The following is a 15,253-nucleotide window of genomic DNA, read 5'->3' as shown; positions in this document are numbered from 1 at the left end:
GTGCGCGCGGCCCCCGGGGCTCGCGCGGGAAGTCGGCCCCGTCGACTTCCCGCGCGCGTGCCTGCGCCGTGTGGACCCCTGGCGCCAGGGACGGGCGCCACGGGATGATCGCCGAAGGGCGGATGTGATCGTCTTCGATCTGGACGGCACCCTGGTCGATCACCGGAGCGCGGTCTTCGAGACGATCGGCCGGATTGTCCAGGACGCGCCCAACGCGACGGCTTCGCCGGGGGAGTTGACGTCGTTGTGGTGGGCGCTGGAGGCGCGCCACATGCGGGAGTACCTGGCCGGCCGGTGCTCCTTCGCCGAGCACCACCGACGCAGCCGCCGCGCCTTCCTGTCCGCGCTCGGCGAGCCGGTTCCGACGGACCCCGGCCTGCTGGACGCCCGGATCGCCGAGCGCTACCTCACGGTGTTTCGAGGAGTCCTGGCAGTGCTACCCCGACGTGCGGCCGTGCCTGGAGGCCCTGAAACACCTTCCCCGAGGACCGCGCCTGGCCGTTCTCACCCATGGGACCCGATCAGCAGCGCGCCAAGCCGGCCCGCTTCGGCCTCCTGGAGTACTTCGAGGCCGTCTTGACCCCGACCGGGCTCGGCGCGGACGAGGCGGTGCTCCGCATCGAACGGCTCACCGACCTGCCCGACCACCCGTGAGCGGGAAGTCGGCCCGGCCGACTTCCCGCTCACGATCGGTCGTTCGGTTGTTCAGGCGCTCAGCGGGTACCGGGTGTCCATGTCGCGGAAGAGGGCGCCGTTCAGCTGGAAGGCGCGCTTGCACTCCTCGACCACCCGGCGGCGCTCGACCTCGTCCATGGCCAGCCCGGCGGCGTCCAGCTTGGCCCGGTAGTCGCGCTTGAACGCGGCCGGGTTGTCGACCTGCTCGAAGACGTAGAACCGCACGCCGTCGCCCTTGCGCTCGAAGCCCCAGGTCTTCTCGGCGATGCCTCGGATGATCTGACCACCCGACAGGTCGCCCAGGTAGCGGGTGTAGTGGTGCGCGACGTACCCCGCCGGCCACTCGGCCGCCAGCTCCTCCAGCCGCGCGACGTAGGCGGCGGTGGCGGGCAGCGGGGCGAGCCCCTCGCGCCACCGCGGGCCCCGCAGGTGGGCCAGGTCGCGCTCGATGGCGTCGGTCCGCAGCACCGCGGGGTCGATGAACGGCCCGGCCACCGGGTGTTCCGACAGCTCGGCGGTCCGCTCCTCCAGCGCGCGGTAGACGTACCAGAGCTGGCCGGTGAGGTCGGCGTAGGCGTCGATTCCCAGGTGCCCGCCGAGCAGCCGGCTCATGAAGGACGACTGTTCCGCGGCCTCGTGCTCGGCACTGCTGGCGGTGCGCAGCACGGTGGAGAACGGGACGACGGGCTGCTCGGGTATGGGCATGCGGGCCTCCAGAGATCGAGTACGCCCCCGATTGCTTTGGTTAGCCTAACCTAAGCTCACGTCATGCCGACAGGGTGTCGGGAAGAACCGCCGGCCCCCGGGAACGGCGAAGGCCGGGACCCGCGGAACGACTCCGCGAATCCCGGCCTCCGACTGCCTCGACCTACCCCGAAGCGCCTCGGCGGACGGACCGCCGGACGGACGAGATGGGCACGACGGCTCAGTGACCGCCCTGCTCCGCCAGGCGCTTGATCGACGCGGTGACCTCGGCCTCGGCCTCGGCGCGGCCGACCCAGTTGGCACCCTCGACCGACTTGCCCGGCTCCAGGTCCTTGTAGACCTCGAAGAAGTGCTGGATCTCCAGGCGGTCGAACTCCGAGACGTGGTGGATGTCCCGCAGGTGCTCCCAGCGCGGGTCGGTCGCCGGGACGCAGAGCAGCTTGTCGTCGCCGCCGGCCTCGTCGGTCATCTGGAACATGCCGATGGCGCGGCACTTGATGAGGCAACCCGGGAAGGTCGGCTCGTCCAGGATGACCAGGGCGTCCAGCGGGTCGCCGTCCTCGCCGAGCGTGCCCTCGACGTAGCCGTAGTCGGCCGGGTAGCGGGTCGAGGTGAAGAGCATCCGGTCGAGCCGCAGGCGGCCGCTCTCGTGGTCGACCTCGTACTTGTTACGAGAGCCCTTCGGGATTTCGATAAGGACGTCGAACTCCAACGGTTCCTCCAAGGTAGGGACTGACAGAATCCAAGTGTCTCCTACGGGAGTGAGTGCTCAGGAAAGGGGCCGGGTCGGTGCGTGCAGGGGCTGGGTCGGGGAACCGACGCGGGGGGACGGCCGCCGGGCTGTTCGGGGCGGCGCTGCTGGTCGCCGGGACGGTGCTCGGCACGGGTGGTGCGTACGCGCAGCCGTCCGCGACGCCGACGGGATCGGCCTCCCCGGGCGGCCGGTCCACCGGGAACGCCCAGGGGGACGAGGACGAGGGCAACGGCCGGCACGACGACAGGGGCGGCCAGGGCGGCCAGGGGGACAAGGGCAACCGCCCGGGGCACCGGGGCGGCGAGTCGCCCCACCCGTCCACGAGCGCCACCGGGACCACCGCCGCCCCCGGTGCGCCGGGCCCCAACGGCACCGCCGGTACCGCCGGAACCACGGGCACCACCGGGCCCTCCGGCGCCTCCACCGCTCCGGCCGCCGCCAAGCCCACCGGAGCCGTCCGCCCGGCCCCCGCCGGGACGGTGCTGGCCGCCGCCGAGGCCGGGCCGGGCACCGGCCTGCCCACCGCCCAGGGCCTCCAGCAGGCGCTCGCCTCCGTGCTCGCCGACAAGAACCTCGGGACCTACGGCCTCGCCGTCGCGGACGCCGCCGACGGCCAACTCCTCTACGGGAGCGGGGAGAACACCGCCGCCACCCCGGCGTCCACCACCAAGCTGGCCACCGCGGTCGCGGCCCTGTCGCTGATCCCCGGTGACACCCGGCTGACCACCCGGGTCGTCAAGAACACGGCCACCGGAGGGATCACCCTCGTGGGTGGTGGTGACCCGACGCTGACCGCGCTCCCCGCCGACCAGGTGCAGATCGGCGGCGTCCCCGCCGACCAGGACACCGCCCCCGCCTCGCTGGACGCGCTGGCCCGGCAGACCGCCGCCGCGCTGAAGGGCGAGGGCACCACCACCGTCGTGCTCGACTACGACGTCTCGCTCTACACCGGCAGCCCGCTGCACAAGAACCACGACGGCGAGAACATCGCCGCGGTGACGCCGCTGATGGTCGACGAGGGCAAGGTCGACCCGAAGAGCCGCGAGGACGCGCCCGCCCGCGTCCCCAACCCGGCGGAGTCGGCCGCCGAGGCCTTCGCCGCCCTGCTCAAGGCCCAGGGCATCACCGTCCAGAGCAAGGCGAAGCAGGCCGCCGCCCCGGCCGCCGCCGACGCCCCCGTGCTGGGCCGGGTCGACTCGCCCACCGTGGCCCGGCTGGTCGAGCGGCTGCTGACCACCTCCGACAACACCCTCGCCGAGGCGATCGCCCGGCAGGCCGCGCTCGCCGCCCGCCAGCCGGCCAGCTTCGAGGGCGCCGCCACCGCCGTCACCCAGGAACTCGCCCGGCTCGGCGTGCCGACCACCGGCGTGGTGCTCAACGACGGCAGTGGCCTGCACACCGGCAACGCGGTCCCGCCGGTCGCCCTGGTCAAGCTGCTCGCGCTCGCCGCCTCCGCGCAGCACCCGACGCTGCGGCCGGTGCTGACCGGCCTGCCGATCGCCGGGTTCACCGGCACCCTCGGCAAGCGCTTCGGCTCCACCTCGGGCGCCGCCGACGCGGCCGGCCTGGTCCGCGCCAAGACCGGCAGCCTGAGCGGCGTCAACACCCTGGCGGGCACCGTCGTGGACGCCGACGGCCGCCTGCTCACCTTCGCCCTGATGACCCGCACCACCGCCCCCGCCGACACCGCCCGCACGGCCATGGACCGCGTCGTGGCCCGCCTGGCCGCCTGCGGCTGCCACTAGGCCCTTTCCTTCGGATCACGTCGGCTCAGCGGGCGTCGGTGGAGTGCGTGCATCGGCGGTGACCTCCGAAAGAGAAGGCCCAGCCGACAGACGAGGACGACGGAGCCGACGTGGCGGGCGCCTGCCGTTCGGGCAGGCAGGGGCCGACCGGCCCGCCGGGGCGCTGAGCCGGGCCTCCGGGCCCGGCCATGCCCGGCTCACCCCGAACCGTGCACCGGCCCGCGTCGCACCCGGCGCCCCGCACTCCCTCCCGCGAGCGCCGGCGGTGCTCCACGCGACCGGCTCGGCCGGACCGCCCTCCGCCCAGCGGCAGGCGGGCGCGGGAGGGCGCGGACGCCGGGCGGCCGCAGCCCCGGCGGAATCCGCGCGCCATGGGAGGGCGCAGCCGCGGGGTGGTCGTGGTTCTGGCGGGAGTTGCGTGCCGGGCCCGCGTCGGCGTCCTGTCCCGAGGTGGGGCCGAGCTTCGGCGAGGACCGCACGCCCCGGGGCGTCGGCGGGTGCCGGGGTGGGGGTCGCCGTTCCGTGGAGCGCGTCGTCGGAGGGCCGCGGTGGTGAGGGAACCGCAACTCCGTGCGGGGGCAGGCGAATCGGGCCGCCCCCGGGTGGGGGTGGTGGCATGGCGCGGGTCCGGTGCGGGTACGTCCCGGCCGGATGGGTGGTCGCCGGGTGGCCATGGACCGGCCGTACCGGCTCCCCCAGGCGAGCGGGAGCACGTACGGTGAGGGCATGACGAGCGCGAGCGGCGGTGCCGACATGGTCGACTGGAATCTCGCGGTCGCGACCGCGACCAGGCTGGTGCGGCCGGGGCCGGAGGTGAGCCGGGCCGAGGCGGCCGCGGTGGTCGCCGAACTGCGCCGGCACGCCCTGGCGGCCGAGGAGCACGTCCGGGAGTTCACCGGCATGCGCTCCAGCAGCCTGGCCGAGGCGGCCGCGACCCCGGTGCTGATCGTGGACCGGCCCGGCTGGGTGCGGGCCAACGTGGCGGGCTTCCGCACCATCGTGCAGCCTCTGGTGGAGAAGCTGCAGGCGCGCCGGACGAACGGGTCGGCCTCCGCGGTGTTCGGCACGGTGGGGGAGAAGGCCACCGGCATCGAGGTCGGTGCGCTGCTGGCGTTCCTGGCCACCAAGGTGCTCGGCCAGTACGAGACCTTCGCCCCGGCCGAGCCCTCGCTGGAGGCGCCGGACAGCCCGGCCGCGCTGTTCGACAAGCCGCGTCTGGGCCCCGAGGGCCCCGGCCCCGGGCGGCTGCTGCTGGTGGCGCCGAACATCGTGCACGTGGAGCGGGAGCTGGACGTCGACCCGGCCGACTTCCGGCTCTGGGTCTGTCTGCACGAGGAGACCCACCGCACCCAGTTCACCGCGGTGCCCTGGCTGCGCGACCACATCCAGTCCGAGGTGCAGTCCTTCCTGGCCGAGACGGACGTCGACCCGGGCGCGCTGCTGGAGCGGCTGCGCGACGCCGCCGGCTCGCTGGGGGCCGGGCTGCCGGGCCTGGGCGGCGCCCGGGGCGACAACGCCGCCTCGGCCGGCCTGCTGGAGATCGTCCAGTCGCCCGCCCAGCGGGAGATCCTCGGCCGGCTGACCGCCGTGATGTCCCTGCTGGAGGGGCACGCGGACGTGGTGATGGACGGGGTGGGCCCGGCCGTGGTGCCGAGCGTCGCCGAGATCCGCGAGAAGTTCCAGCAGCGCCGCGACCGCGGTGCCAACCGGCTCGACCTGGTGCTGCGCCGGCTGCTCGGCATGGACGCCAAGCTGCGCCAGTACCAGGACGGCGCGGTCTTCGTCCGGGGCGTCGTCGAGCAGGTCGGCATGGAGGGCTTCAACCGGGTCTGGACCTCGCCGAACACCCTGCCGACCAAGGAGGAGATCCACGACCCCGCCGCCTGGGTGGCCCGCGTCGCGCGGTGAGACGGCGAGGCGGGCCGCCGAAACCCGTTCGTACGGGTGGTCCAGCCGTGCACATGGCGGGTGAAGATACGTTTCTTCATTCACCCGAACGTGGGACCGTGGTCGTACTGGAGGCGCGGGTGGCGTAGCGGGTGCCTCCTTTCTGCCACCATCTGTGAGCGCCCGGTAACAGGGTGCTCACGGATGCGCGGTCCCCCGCCGCGCCCACCGTCGTCCTGTCCCCCCTCCGCCGAGGAGTCGTCGCCGTGGGCCCTCACCCCGCCGTCGCCGCGATACGCCTGGCCGTTCGCCGCACCCTCGCCGACCTCGCCGCCGAGGCCGGCTCCACCTTCACCGCGCCCGTCCGGGAGCCGCGCGAGCGCACCGGCGGCGTGCCGCTGGCCGCCGCCGCGCTGCCCGCCGCCGTCGGCACCACGCTGATCGGCAACGCCCACCGCCACCCGTCCGGGCTGCCCCGCACCCCCGCCGCGCCCGGCTCGCCGCTCGTCCTGGTCGCCGTCAGTGGCGGCGCGGACTCCATGGCCCTCGCCATCGCGGCCGCCTTCGAGGCCCCCAAGATCGGCCTGCGGGTCGGCGCCGTCACCGTCGACCACGGCCTGCAGCCGGGCTCCGCCGAGCGCGCCGACCAGGTCGCCGGCCGGCTGCGCGAGCTGGGCCTGGACCCGGTCGAGGCGGTCGCCGTGCGGGTCGGCCGGGACGGCGGGCCCGAGGCCGCCGCCCGGGACGCCCGCTACGCGGCGCTGGACGAGGCCGCCGAGCGCCACGGCGCCCTCGCCGTCCTGCTCGGCCACACCCGCGACGACCAGGCCGAGACGGTGCTGCTGGGCCTGGCCCGCGGTTCGGGTTCCCGCTCGCTGGCCGGCATGCCGGCCCAGAAGGGCCGCTACCGCCGCCCGCTGCTGGAGCTGGACCGGGCCGCCACCCGGCAGGCCTGCTCCGCCCAGGCGATCCCGGTCTGGGACGACCCGCACAACTGCGACCCGGCCTACACCCGCTCCCGGGTCCGCCACGAGGTGCTCCCGGTGCTGGAGAAGCACCTGGGCGGCGGCGTGGTCGAGGCGCTCGCCCGCACCGCCCGGCTGTTCCGCGACGACGCCGACGCGCTCGACCAGTGGGCCGCGCTCGCCGAGCGCGACATCCGGACGGGCGAGGGCACGCTGGACGCCGTGAAACTGGCCGAACTGCCCCCCGCCGTGCGCCGCCGGGTGCTGCGCCGGGCCGCGCTGCGGGCGGGCTGCCCCGCCGGGGACCTCTTCGCCCGGCACCTGGAAACGATCGACCTGCTGGTCACCGGATGGCGCGGACAGGGACCGCTGCACCTACCCGGGGGCGTCGAAGCGACCCGGCGGTGTGGCACGCTGGTCTTTCGGCGACAGGGCGACTGACGGGCTGGCATGCCCCGGGGGAGCCGGCCGCCGGCCATCCAGACCCCGACACGTTTGAGGACGTATCCCCGGTGGACCAGAACGACATGGGCGCTGACCTCGCGAAGGTGCTCATCAGCAAGGACGAGATCGACGCCAAGCTCCTGGAGCTGGCCGAGCGCATCGACCGGGACTACGCAGGCAAGGACCTGCTGATCGTCGGCGTCCTCAAGGGTGCCGTGATGGTCATGGCGGACCTCGCCCGCACCCTGCACTCGCAGGTGACCATGGACTGGATGGCCGTCTCCTCCTACGGGATGGGCACGAAGTCGTCCGGTGTGGTGCGGATCCTGAAGGACCTCGACACCGACATCGCCGGCCGTGACGTCCTGATCGTCGAGGACATCATCGACTCCGGTCTGACCCTGTCCTGGCTGCTCGGCAACCTGGGTTCGCGCGGCCCGGCCTCGCTGGAGGTCTGTGCCCTGCTGCGCAAGCCGGACGCCGCGAAGGTCGAGATCGACGTCAAGTACGTCGGCTTCGACATCCCCAACGAGTTCGTCGTCGGCTACGGCCTCGACTACGCGGAGAAGCTGCGCAACCTGCCGTTCATCGGCACCCTCGCCCCGCACGTCTACGGCGGCTGAGACCCGTTCGGACGACGGACGGGAACAGGAGCCTGTTCCCGCCCGTTGGATCCGGGGGACCATAGAAGAACGTCGTATCGCCGTGCTCCCGCCACGCGGGGGGCGTACTGCGGTACGGTCCAATGAACCGCTCTTCACATGAGCAGTGACCGAATGCGCCGGCGGCCCACAGCCACGCGGCGCCGTTGAGTGGCAGGAGGGACGGGGCGGCAACGCCCCGCATGGATGGACGTCAAGCGATACTTCCGTGCGCCGATCATGTGGATCGTGCTGGCCGTCCTCGCCGTCATCGTGCTGATGCAGGTCGTTTCGGATTCGAACGGCTTCAAGACGGTGGACACCGGGCAGGTCGTCGCAGCGATCGACGCGAAGCAGGTCAAGTCGGCGCAGATCACCACGGGTGACTCGAACACCATCAAGATCCAGCTGAAGGACGGCGCCAAGCTGCCCGCCGTGGGCACCGGCAAGCCGCAGTCCGGCAGCAAGTTCCAGGCCTCGTACATCGGCGACCAGGGTGTCGCGATCGCCGACAAGCTGCAGGCCCAGATCAACGACAACGACCAGAGCACGCTCTCCGAGGGCTACACCATCAGCCCGGAGAAGCAGAGCACCCTCGTCAGCCTGCTGCTGTCGATGCTGCCCATCGTGATCATCGTGCTGGTCTTCCTGTTCCTGATGAACCAGATGCAGGGCGGCGGCTCGCGCGTCATGCAGTTCGGCAAGTCCAAGGCGAAGCTGCTCACCAAGGACACCCCGAAGACCACCTTCGCCGACGTCGCCGGCGCCGACGAGGCGGTCGAGGAGCTCCACGAGATCAAGGAGTTCCTGCAGGAGCCGGCCAAGTTCCAGGCCGTCGGCGCCAAGATCCCCAAGGGCGTGCTGCTCTACGGCCCGCCCGGTACCGGCAAGACCCTGCTGGCGCGCGCCGTCGCGGGCGAGGCCGGCGTGCCGTTCTACTCGATCTCCGGCTCGGACTTCGTCGAGATGTTCGTCGGTGTCGGCGCCAGCCGCGTCCGCGACCTCTTCGAGCAGGCCAAGGCGAACGCCCCGGCGATCGTCTTCGTCGACGAGATCGACGCCGTCGGCCGGCACCGCGGTGCGGGCCTCGGCGGTGGCCACGACGAGCGCGAGCAGACCCTCAACCAGCTGCTGGTCGAGATGGACGGCTTCGACGTCAAGGGCGGCGTCATCCTGATCGCCGCCACCAACCGCCCGGACATCCTGGACCCGGCGCTGCTGCGCCCGGGCCGCTTCGACCGCCAGATCGCGGTCGAGCGCCCCGACCTCCAGGGCCGTCTGGACATCCTCAAGGTGCACCAGAAGGGCAAGCCGATCGCGCCCGACGTCGACCTCTCGGCCGTCGCCAAGCGCACCCCCGGCTTCACCGGTGCCGATCTGTCGAACGTCCTGAACGAGGCGGCGCTGCTGACCGCCCGCTCGGACAAGAAGCTGATCGACAACAACATCCTGGACGAGGCGATCGACCGCGTCGTGGCCGGTCCGCAGAAGCGCACGCGGATCATGTCCGACAAGGAGAAGAAGATCACCGCGTACCACGAGGGCGGTCACGCCCTGGTCGCGGCGGCCTGCCAGTACAGCGACCCGGTGCACAAGATCACCATCCTGTCCCGCGGCCGGGCCCTCGGCTACACCATGGTGCTGCCGGACGAGGACAAGTACTCCACCACCCGCAACGAGATGCTCGACCAGCTGGCCTACATGCTGGGCGGGCGCGCGGCGGAGGAGCTGGTCTTCCACGACCCGACCACCGGCGCCTCGAACGACATCGAGAAGGCCACCGCCACCGCGCGGGCCATGGTCACCCAGTACGGCATGACCGAGCGGCTGGGCGCGATCAAGTTCGGCAGCGACAACTCGGAGCCGTTCCTGGGCCGTGAGATGGGGCACCAGCGCGACTACTCGGAGGAGGTCGCCGGGCTGGTCGACGAGGAGGTCAAGAAGCTCATCGAGGCCGCGCACAACGAGGCCTGGGAGATCCTGGTCGAGAACCGCGACGTGCTCGACAACCTGGTCCTGGAACTCCTGGAGAAGGAGACCCTCAACAAGGAGCAGATCGCCGAGGTCTTCGCGCCCATCGTCAAGCGCCCGGCCCGTCCGGCGTGGACCGGCTCCGCCCGCCGGACGCCGTCCACCCGCCCGCCGGTGCAGTCGCCCAAGGAGCTGGCGCTCACCAACGGCGCCACCACCGCCGCCGAGGCCGGTCCGGCCGACGTGGTGAAGCTCCCGCCGCTGCCGGTCGACCCGCCCGCCGAGGGCTGAGCCGCAGCGCCGGCACCCGACGGAATGGATGCCGCGTCACCGGGGTTTGTACCCTGGAGGCGCGGCATCCGTGCTGTTCAACCCACGTTCGTCAACCAGTTAGCGAGGCCTGCATGATCGACCCGGTGACGCTCGACGGTCCGCCCGCCGTCGGCACCTTCGACCAGAAGCGGGCCGAGAACGCGATCCGCGAGCTGCTGCTGGCGGTCGGGGAGGACCCGGACCGCGAGGGCCTGCTGGAGACCCCGGCGCGGGTCGCGCGGGCCTACAAGGAGATATTCGCGGGCCTGTGGCAGGAGCCCGAGGACGTCCTGACCACCACCTTCGACCTCGGCCACGACGAGATGGTGCTGGTCAAGGACATCGAGCTGACCTCCGTCTGCGAGCACCACCTGGTGCCGTTCCGGGGCGTCGCGCACGTCGGCTACATCCCGTCGACCAGCGGGAAGATCACCGGCCTGTCCAAGCTGGCCCGGCTGGTCGACGTCTACGCCCGCCGGCCGCAGGTGCAGGAGCGGCTCACCAGCCAGGTCGCCGACGCGCTGATGCGGATCCTGGAGCCGCGCGGGGCGATCGTCGTGGTCGAGTGCGAGCACATGTGCATGTCGATGCGCGGCATCCGCAAGCCCGGCGCCAAGACCATCACCTCCTGCGTGCGCGGGCAGCTGCGCGACCCGGCCACCCGGGCCGAGGCGATGAGCCTCATCATCGGGCGCTGACCGGGCCCCGGCCACCCCGCGGGCCCGGACGGGCGGGGGCCGGTCAGATCGGCTCGTGCTCGTGCTCCGGCTCGGTGTGCGGCGGTGCCGGGGTGCCCAGCGCGTTGCGGCGCACCGGCATCCGCAGCCGCACCATCCGCCGCCAGCCGTACAGCAGGTCGTACAGGTAGAGCGCGTGCACGCCGGCCATGACCACGGCCAGCTGCCAGCGCGGCCAGCCGAGGATCCCCGCCATCCGGGACGTCACCGCCAGGCCGACGTCCCGGTGGGTGCGGATCTCGCCGCGGGCGCTGGTCTCCAGCACGTGCCGGATGTACGGGCCGTGGCCCTCGGCGGTCAGCCGCAGCAGCTCCTCGTGGCAGTAGGCGAGGTGGTTGTCCTCGTCCGCCGAGATCATCCGCATCGCCCGGCCGAGGTCCGGGTTCTCCCCGTAGACCTTGACCAGCTGGCGCATCTGCTCGGCCGCGCGCTGCTCGGTGACCCGGCTGTGCGCGAGGTAGGTGATGATCTCCCGGTCGGTCAGCGGGACCGCGGTGGTCAGCCGCTCGTGGGCCAGGCCCACGCCCTGGCGCTCCAGCAGCATGCAGTAGTCGGCCTCGGCGGGTACGGCGACCTTCGGCAGGCCGCGCTTGTGGAGCAACTGGGTGAAGATCCGGCCGTGCTTGCGCTCGTCGGCGCCGTGCCGGGCGATCTTCGGGGCGAGCACCGGGTCGCGGGTGAGCTCGGTGATCCGCTCGTTCTCCCACCCGCCCTGGTCCTCGCCGCCGGCGGCGATGCTGCAGAACAGCTGGTAGGCCTCGTCGTTGCGGTAGATCTCGTCGAAGAGTGATCGGGTGCTGAGCATGGGGCCTCCTGCCCGGATCCGGGGCGGCGCCGGCCGTCGTTCGGCCGGGCGGTCGAGATACCTCCCCCCGCGGCGGCGGCGCCCTCGCCCGACCGGCCGGTAATCACTCAGGTGTCCTAAGGCCCGTCCCCGCCGGGCCCGGGGTCAGCCCAGGTGGTGGCCCATCCACTCCAGCGAGGCGGGCAGCTCGCGCACCCAGCTCTCGAAGTTGTGGCCGCCGTCGTCCAGGTACATCGACTCCACCTGGAACTGCGGGTTGGCGGCGGCGACCTGCTGGGCCAGCTCGACGAACTGGACGGTCTGCGGGTAGTCGCTCTCCTTGCGGGTGGAGACCACCAGCATCGACAGCGGCGGGGCCGGCAGGTTCTGCAGCCGCCAGGCGAGGTCGCTCTGATCGGCCAGCGCCCGGTCCCCGCCGAACAGGCTGCCGCCGGTGAACTGGTCCTCGTTGACCTTGAAGTCGGCGTGCAGCCCGCCCGCGCTGCCGAAGACGTTCGGGAAGCGCATCGCCAGCCGCAGCGCGCAGCTGCCGCCGGTCGAGTAGCCGAAGACGCCCCAGGATGCGGGGGAGCGGCCGATCCGGTAGGCGGAGTGCAGCGCCTCGGGGACGTCCTTGGTGAACCAGGTCTCGGTGCGCGGGCCGCCGGCGACGTCCACGCACTCGGTGTTGCGCGGCGGGGTGAGGGTCGGGCGGGCCAGGACCACGATGGCCGGCTGCATCTTCCCGGAGCGCTGGAGCTCCGCGGCGGTCTGGATGACCGGAAGGTCCTTCATCAGGTTGAGCGTGGTGCCCGGGTAGCCGGCGACGGCCAGCAGCACCGGGAAGCGGGTCAGGCCGAGCTTCGGGTCGAAGTACTCGGGCGGCAGGTAGACGAACATCTGGTCGGACAGTCCGGTCTCCTTGCCGGTGACCCGGACCGACTCGACCCTGCCGACCTCCTCGGGTGCCCCTTTGGGCAGGTCCCCGATCGTCTCCATGCCGCCCTCGTTCGTCGGTACGAGCAGGGTGTCGCCGGCCGCGGCGCCCTGGTGGTTCTCACTGCTGGTGAGGGCGAGCTCGGTGCCGCCGGGACTGAGCAGGTCGTCCCATGAGGTGTAGAACCCGAAGGAGTTGTTGACGCTGAGCGCCAGTACCGCCAGCACCGAGGCCTGAGTGACCGTCAGCAGACCCATTCGGCCGAGCACCGGCAGCGGCCGCTGGCGCGCCAGTCTCGGCCAGACCCAGAGGGTGGTGGCGAGTGCCGCCGAACCCAGGGCAAGCAGCGAGTTCATCAGCGCGTCGCTGGTCAGTTCCATGCCGTCGGCCTTCCGGTGGGACACTGTCGGTGCAGGCTTCATCGTCTGGCGGTGCGTCAGGTGGGGCCACCGCGGCTAGGCTGTCCGGACGCCGGGGAGGGCCCGGGAGGCCGACGGCGCGCACGCGCAACCGGCGCCCTAAAATGCGGCGTCCACCGTACGTAGGACGTGCGCGGGGGCCCGCCGCGCCACGCGGTGAGGGGCTCCGGCACCCACCCCTCGGCTCAATTCGCAGCGCCCCAGGGCGCCGGTTTACCCTTCGTTGCCGGTTCCTTGGTGTGCGTATTGCCTGATGAAGGAAAAGGCATGAAGGTCCATCACGGCTCCCGCCCGGGAGTGACCGGACACCCCTCCACAGCCTCTACGCTGAACCCCCATGAGCGTTCCCGTGTCCGTTGAGCCGAGCCCCGAGCCGCCGCGCCGCCGCGGCCTGCAGACGCTTCGTACCCAAGCGGCCGCCGTCCCGAGGGCCTGGCTCCCCGGTGCGGTTGGCTACGCCTGTCTGCTGATCGGTCTGGTGGACATCGCCAGCGCGGTGTTCCCCAAGCTGCGGCACACCAGGGTGCACACCTTCGCCGGACAGCTGCCGGGCGGCACCACCACCCTGGCCGCCGCCGGGACCCTGATGATCGGCCTGCTGCTGGTGCTGCTCGCGCACGCGCTGCGCCGGCGCAAGCGGCGGGCCTGGCGCGCGGTCTGCGTGCTGCTGCCGGTCGGCGCCGCGCTGCACCTGCTGCGCTGGCACCAGCTCGGCCCGGCGGTCGTCTCGCTGGTGCTGTTCGTGGTCATGCTGGTCCACCGGCGCGAGTTCTACGCCAAGGCCGATCCGCGCACCCGCTGGCGCGCCGTGGTCAACCTGGTGGTGCTCGGGAGCGTCGGCGTCCTGCTCGGCCTGCTGATCGTGAGCACCCGCACCAAGTACGAGCTGGGGCATCCGGGCCTGTACCAGCGGCTGGAGCACGTGGTCTACGGGCTCTTCGGCTTCGAGGGCCCGGTGCACTACAACTCGGACCGGATCGAGGACCTGGTCGGCTACCTGCTCGGCGCGATGGGCCTGATCACCGCCCTCACCACCACGTACCTGGCGCTGCGGCCGGAGAAGCCGAAGCCGGAGCTGACCGCCGAGGACGAGGAGAAGGTCCGGGCGCTGCTGGAGCGGCACGGCGAGCGGGACTCGCTCGGCTACTTCGCGCTGCGCCGGGACAAGAGCGTGCTGTTCTCGCCCACCGGCAAGGCGGCGATCTCCTACCGGGTGGTCTCCGGCGTCATGCTCGCCTCCGGCGACCCGGTCGGCGACGTCGAGGCCTGGCCCGGCGCGATCAAGGTGTTCATGGCCGAGGCCCGCGAGCACGCCTGGGTGCCGGCCGTGATGGGCTGCAGCGAGGTCGGCGGCGAGGTCTGGACCCGCGAGGCGGGGCTGGACGCGCTGGAGCTGGGCGACGAGGCGATCGTCGACACCGCGACCTTCTCGCTCGCCGGGCGGGCGATGCGCAACGTCCGTCAGATGGTCAAGCGGATCGAGCGCAACGGCTACTCCTGCAAGGTCCGCCGGGTGGCCGAGCTGTCCCTGGAGGAGAAGCAGCGGATCGCCGACGCCGCGGCCCGCTGGCGCGGCACCGACACCGAGCGCGGCTTCTCGATGGCGCTCGGCCGCTTCGGCGACCCGGGCGACGACGACTGCGTGGTGGTCACCGCCCACAAGGAGCCCGAGGAGGGCGAGGGCGGCGACGACCTCAAGGCCGTGCTGCACTTCGTGCCCTGGGGCCGGGACGGCATCTCGCTGGAGCTGATGCGCCGGGACCGGGCGGCCGACCCGGGCCTGAACGAGCTGCTGATCGTGGCCGCGCTGCAGGCCGTCCCCGCGATGGGCGTGCGCCGGGTGTCGCTGAACTTCGCGATGTTCCGCTCGGCGCTGGCGCGCGGCGAGCGGATCGGCGCCGGGCCGGTGCTGCGCGCCTGGCGCGGGCTGCTGGTGTTCCTGTCGCGCTGGTTCCAGATCGAATCGCTGTACAAGTTCAACGCGAAGTTCCAGCCGGAGTGGGAGCCCCGCTTCCTGGTCTTCCCGAACAGCCGCGACCTGCCCCGGATCGGCTTCGCCGCGATGCAGGCGGAGGCCTTCATCACGCTGGGCATGCCCCGCTTCGGCCGCAAGCCGCAGCGCCAGGGGCTGCTGCCGGGCGGTGCCCGCCCGGAGGTCACCGAGGCCGCCTGAGCCGTGCCCCGCCGCCCACACCAACGCCTACCAGCAGGGCGCCCCCGCGTTCGGCTTCGTCGACTCGATGAAGGCCTGGAACGACGGCCTCGCCGACGGCTCGG

Annotated in this window: 12 protein-coding genes and 1 pseudogene; 9 read left to right on the top strand and 4 right to left on the bottom strand. The window is 72.6% G+C overall.

Features of this window, described 5'->3' with window-relative positions:
* Window positions 1-70: 70 nt before the first annotated feature.
* Both ABT238_RS37790 and ABT238_RS37785 read left to right on the top strand, forming a co-directional pair.
* Window positions 71-358, top strand: a pseudogene (locus ABT238_RS37790) (HAD family hydrolase); the annotation flags it as partial.
* A 152-nt stretch (window positions 359-510) separates the two neighbouring features.
* Window positions 511-654: a hypothetical protein gene (locus ABT238_RS37785; protein WP_350806745.1), complete on the top strand. Its 144-nt coding sequence runs from the start codon at window positions 511-513 to the stop codon at window positions 652-654.
* A gap of 51 nt (window positions 655-705) precedes the next feature.
* Here ABT238_RS37785 and ABT238_RS37780 read toward each other — a convergent pair whose 3' ends face one another.
* Window positions 706-1,380 (bottom strand): biliverdin-producing heme oxygenase, encoded by a 675-nt coding sequence (locus ABT238_RS37780; RefSeq protein ID WP_350570034.1) that lies wholly within the window; start codon window positions 1,378-1,380, stop codon window positions 706-708.
* 220 nt (window positions 1,381-1,600) lie between these two features.
* Window positions 1,601-2,092, bottom strand: coding sequence for an inorganic diphosphatase (locus tag ABT238_RS37775; RefSeq protein ID WP_063348256.1), 492 nt, complete (start codon window positions 2,090-2,092; stop codon window positions 1,601-1,603).
* 77 nt (window positions 2,093-2,169) lie between these two features.
* Here ABT238_RS37775 and dacB point away from each other — a divergent pair, with 77 nt between their 5' ends.
* The 6 genes from dacB (at window position 2,170) to folE (ending at window position 10,797) form a co-directional block, all read left to right on the top strand.
* Window positions 2,170-3,879: a D-alanyl-D-alanine carboxypeptidase/D-alanyl-D-alanine endopeptidase gene (gene dacB / locus ABT238_RS37770; RefSeq protein WP_350806740.1), complete on the top strand. Its 1,710-nt coding sequence runs from the start codon at window positions 2,170-2,172 to the stop codon at window positions 3,877-3,879.
* Between the two features lie 726 nt (window positions 3,880-4,605).
* Window positions 4,606-5,787, top strand: coding sequence for an Rv3626c family coenzyme F420 biosynthesis-associated protein (locus ABT238_RS37765; protein ID WP_350570030.1), 1,182 nt, complete (start codon window positions 4,606-4,608; stop codon window positions 5,785-5,787).
* A 245-nt stretch (window positions 5,788-6,032) separates the two neighbouring features.
* Window positions 6,033-7,172, top strand: a complete 1,140-nt coding sequence (gene tilS / locus ABT238_RS37760) for a tRNA lysidine(34) synthetase TilS (protein ID WP_350806734.1) — start codon at window positions 6,033-6,035, stop codon at window positions 7,170-7,172.
* 71 nt (window positions 7,173-7,243) lie between these two features.
* Window positions 7,244-7,798: a hypoxanthine phosphoribosyltransferase gene (hpt, locus tag ABT238_RS37755; RefSeq protein ID WP_049654051.1), complete on the top strand. Its 555-nt coding sequence runs from the start codon at window positions 7,244-7,246 to the stop codon at window positions 7,796-7,798.
* A 225-nt stretch (window positions 7,799-8,023) separates the two neighbouring features.
* Entirely contained in the window at window positions 8,024-10,078 is a 2,055-nt protein-coding gene (ftsH, locus tag ABT238_RS37750) for an ATP-dependent zinc metalloprotease FtsH (RefSeq protein WP_350570026.1), read from the top strand.
* Window positions 10,079-10,191: 113 nt separating this feature from the next.
* Window positions 10,192-10,797, top strand: coding sequence for a GTP cyclohydrolase I FolE (gene folE / locus ABT238_RS37745; RefSeq protein ID WP_030309924.1), 606 nt, complete (start codon window positions 10,192-10,194; stop codon window positions 10,795-10,797).
* Between the two features lie 43 nt (window positions 10,798-10,840).
* Here folE and ABT238_RS37740 read toward each other — a convergent pair whose 3' ends face one another.
* Window positions 10,841-11,641: a ferritin-like domain-containing protein gene (locus ABT238_RS37740; RefSeq protein WP_350570024.1), complete on the bottom strand. Its 801-nt coding sequence runs from the start codon at window positions 11,639-11,641 to the stop codon at window positions 10,841-10,843.
* A 144-nt stretch (window positions 11,642-11,785) separates the two neighbouring features.
* Window positions 11,786-12,937 carry an alpha/beta hydrolase gene (locus tag ABT238_RS37735; protein WP_350570023.1) on the bottom strand — a complete coding sequence of 384 codons (1,152 nt, stop codon included), beginning with the start codon at window positions 12,935-12,937 and terminating at the stop codon, window positions 11,786-11,788.
* 376 nt (window positions 12,938-13,313) lie between these two features.
* On the opposite strand from ABT238_RS37735, the gene ABT238_RS37730 reads away from it, so the two are divergent.
* On the top strand, window positions 13,314-15,149 hold the full coding sequence (locus ABT238_RS37730; protein ID WP_350570021.1) for a phosphatidylglycerol lysyltransferase domain-containing protein: 1,836 nt from the start codon (window positions 13,314-13,316) through the stop codon (window positions 15,147-15,149).
* Window positions 15,150-15,253: the final 104 nt, after the last annotated feature.

Source organism: Kitasatospora sp. NPDC001527, from assembly GCF_040298605.1.
Taxonomy (GTDB): Bacteria; Actinomycetota; Actinomycetes; order Streptomycetales; family Streptomycetaceae; genus Kitasatospora.
The sequence above is the reverse complement of the archived record's forward strand: the minus strand, read 5'-3'. Positions and strand labels throughout refer to the sequence as shown.

What these genes read in the sequence shown, in the direction of transcription:
- ABT238_RS37740 (WP_350570024.1), bottom strand. Translation starts at nt 11,641, where the DNA reads ATGCTCAGCACCCGATCACTCTTCGACGAGATCTACCGCAACGACGAG.
- ftsH (WP_350570026.1), top strand. Translation starts at nt 8,024, where the DNA reads ATGGACGTCAAGCGATACTTCCGTGCGCCGATCATGTGGATCGTGCTG.
- folE (WP_030309924.1), top strand. Translation starts at nt 10,192, where the DNA reads ATGATCGACCCGGTGACGCTCGACGGTCCGCCCGCCGTCGGCACCTTC.
- ABT238_RS37735 (WP_350570023.1), bottom strand. Translation starts at nt 12,937, where the DNA reads ATGGAACTGACCAGCGACGCGCTGATGAACTCGCTGCTTGCCCTGGGT.
- ABT238_RS37780 (WP_350570034.1), bottom strand. Translation starts at nt 1,380, where the DNA reads ATGCCCATACCCGAGCAGCCCGTCGTCCCGTTCTCCACCGTGCTGCGC.
- ABT238_RS37730 (WP_350570021.1), top strand. Translation starts at nt 13,314, where the DNA reads ATGAGCGTTCCCGTGTCCGTTGAGCCGAGCCCCGAGCCGCCGCGCCGC.
- ABT238_RS37765 (WP_350570030.1), top strand. Translation starts at nt 4,606, where the DNA reads ATGACGAGCGCGAGCGGCGGTGCCGACATGGTCGACTGGAATCTCGCG.
- ABT238_RS37785 (WP_350806745.1), top strand. Translation starts at nt 511, where the DNA reads ATGGGACCCGATCAGCAGCGCGCCAAGCCGGCCCGCTTCGGCCTCCTG.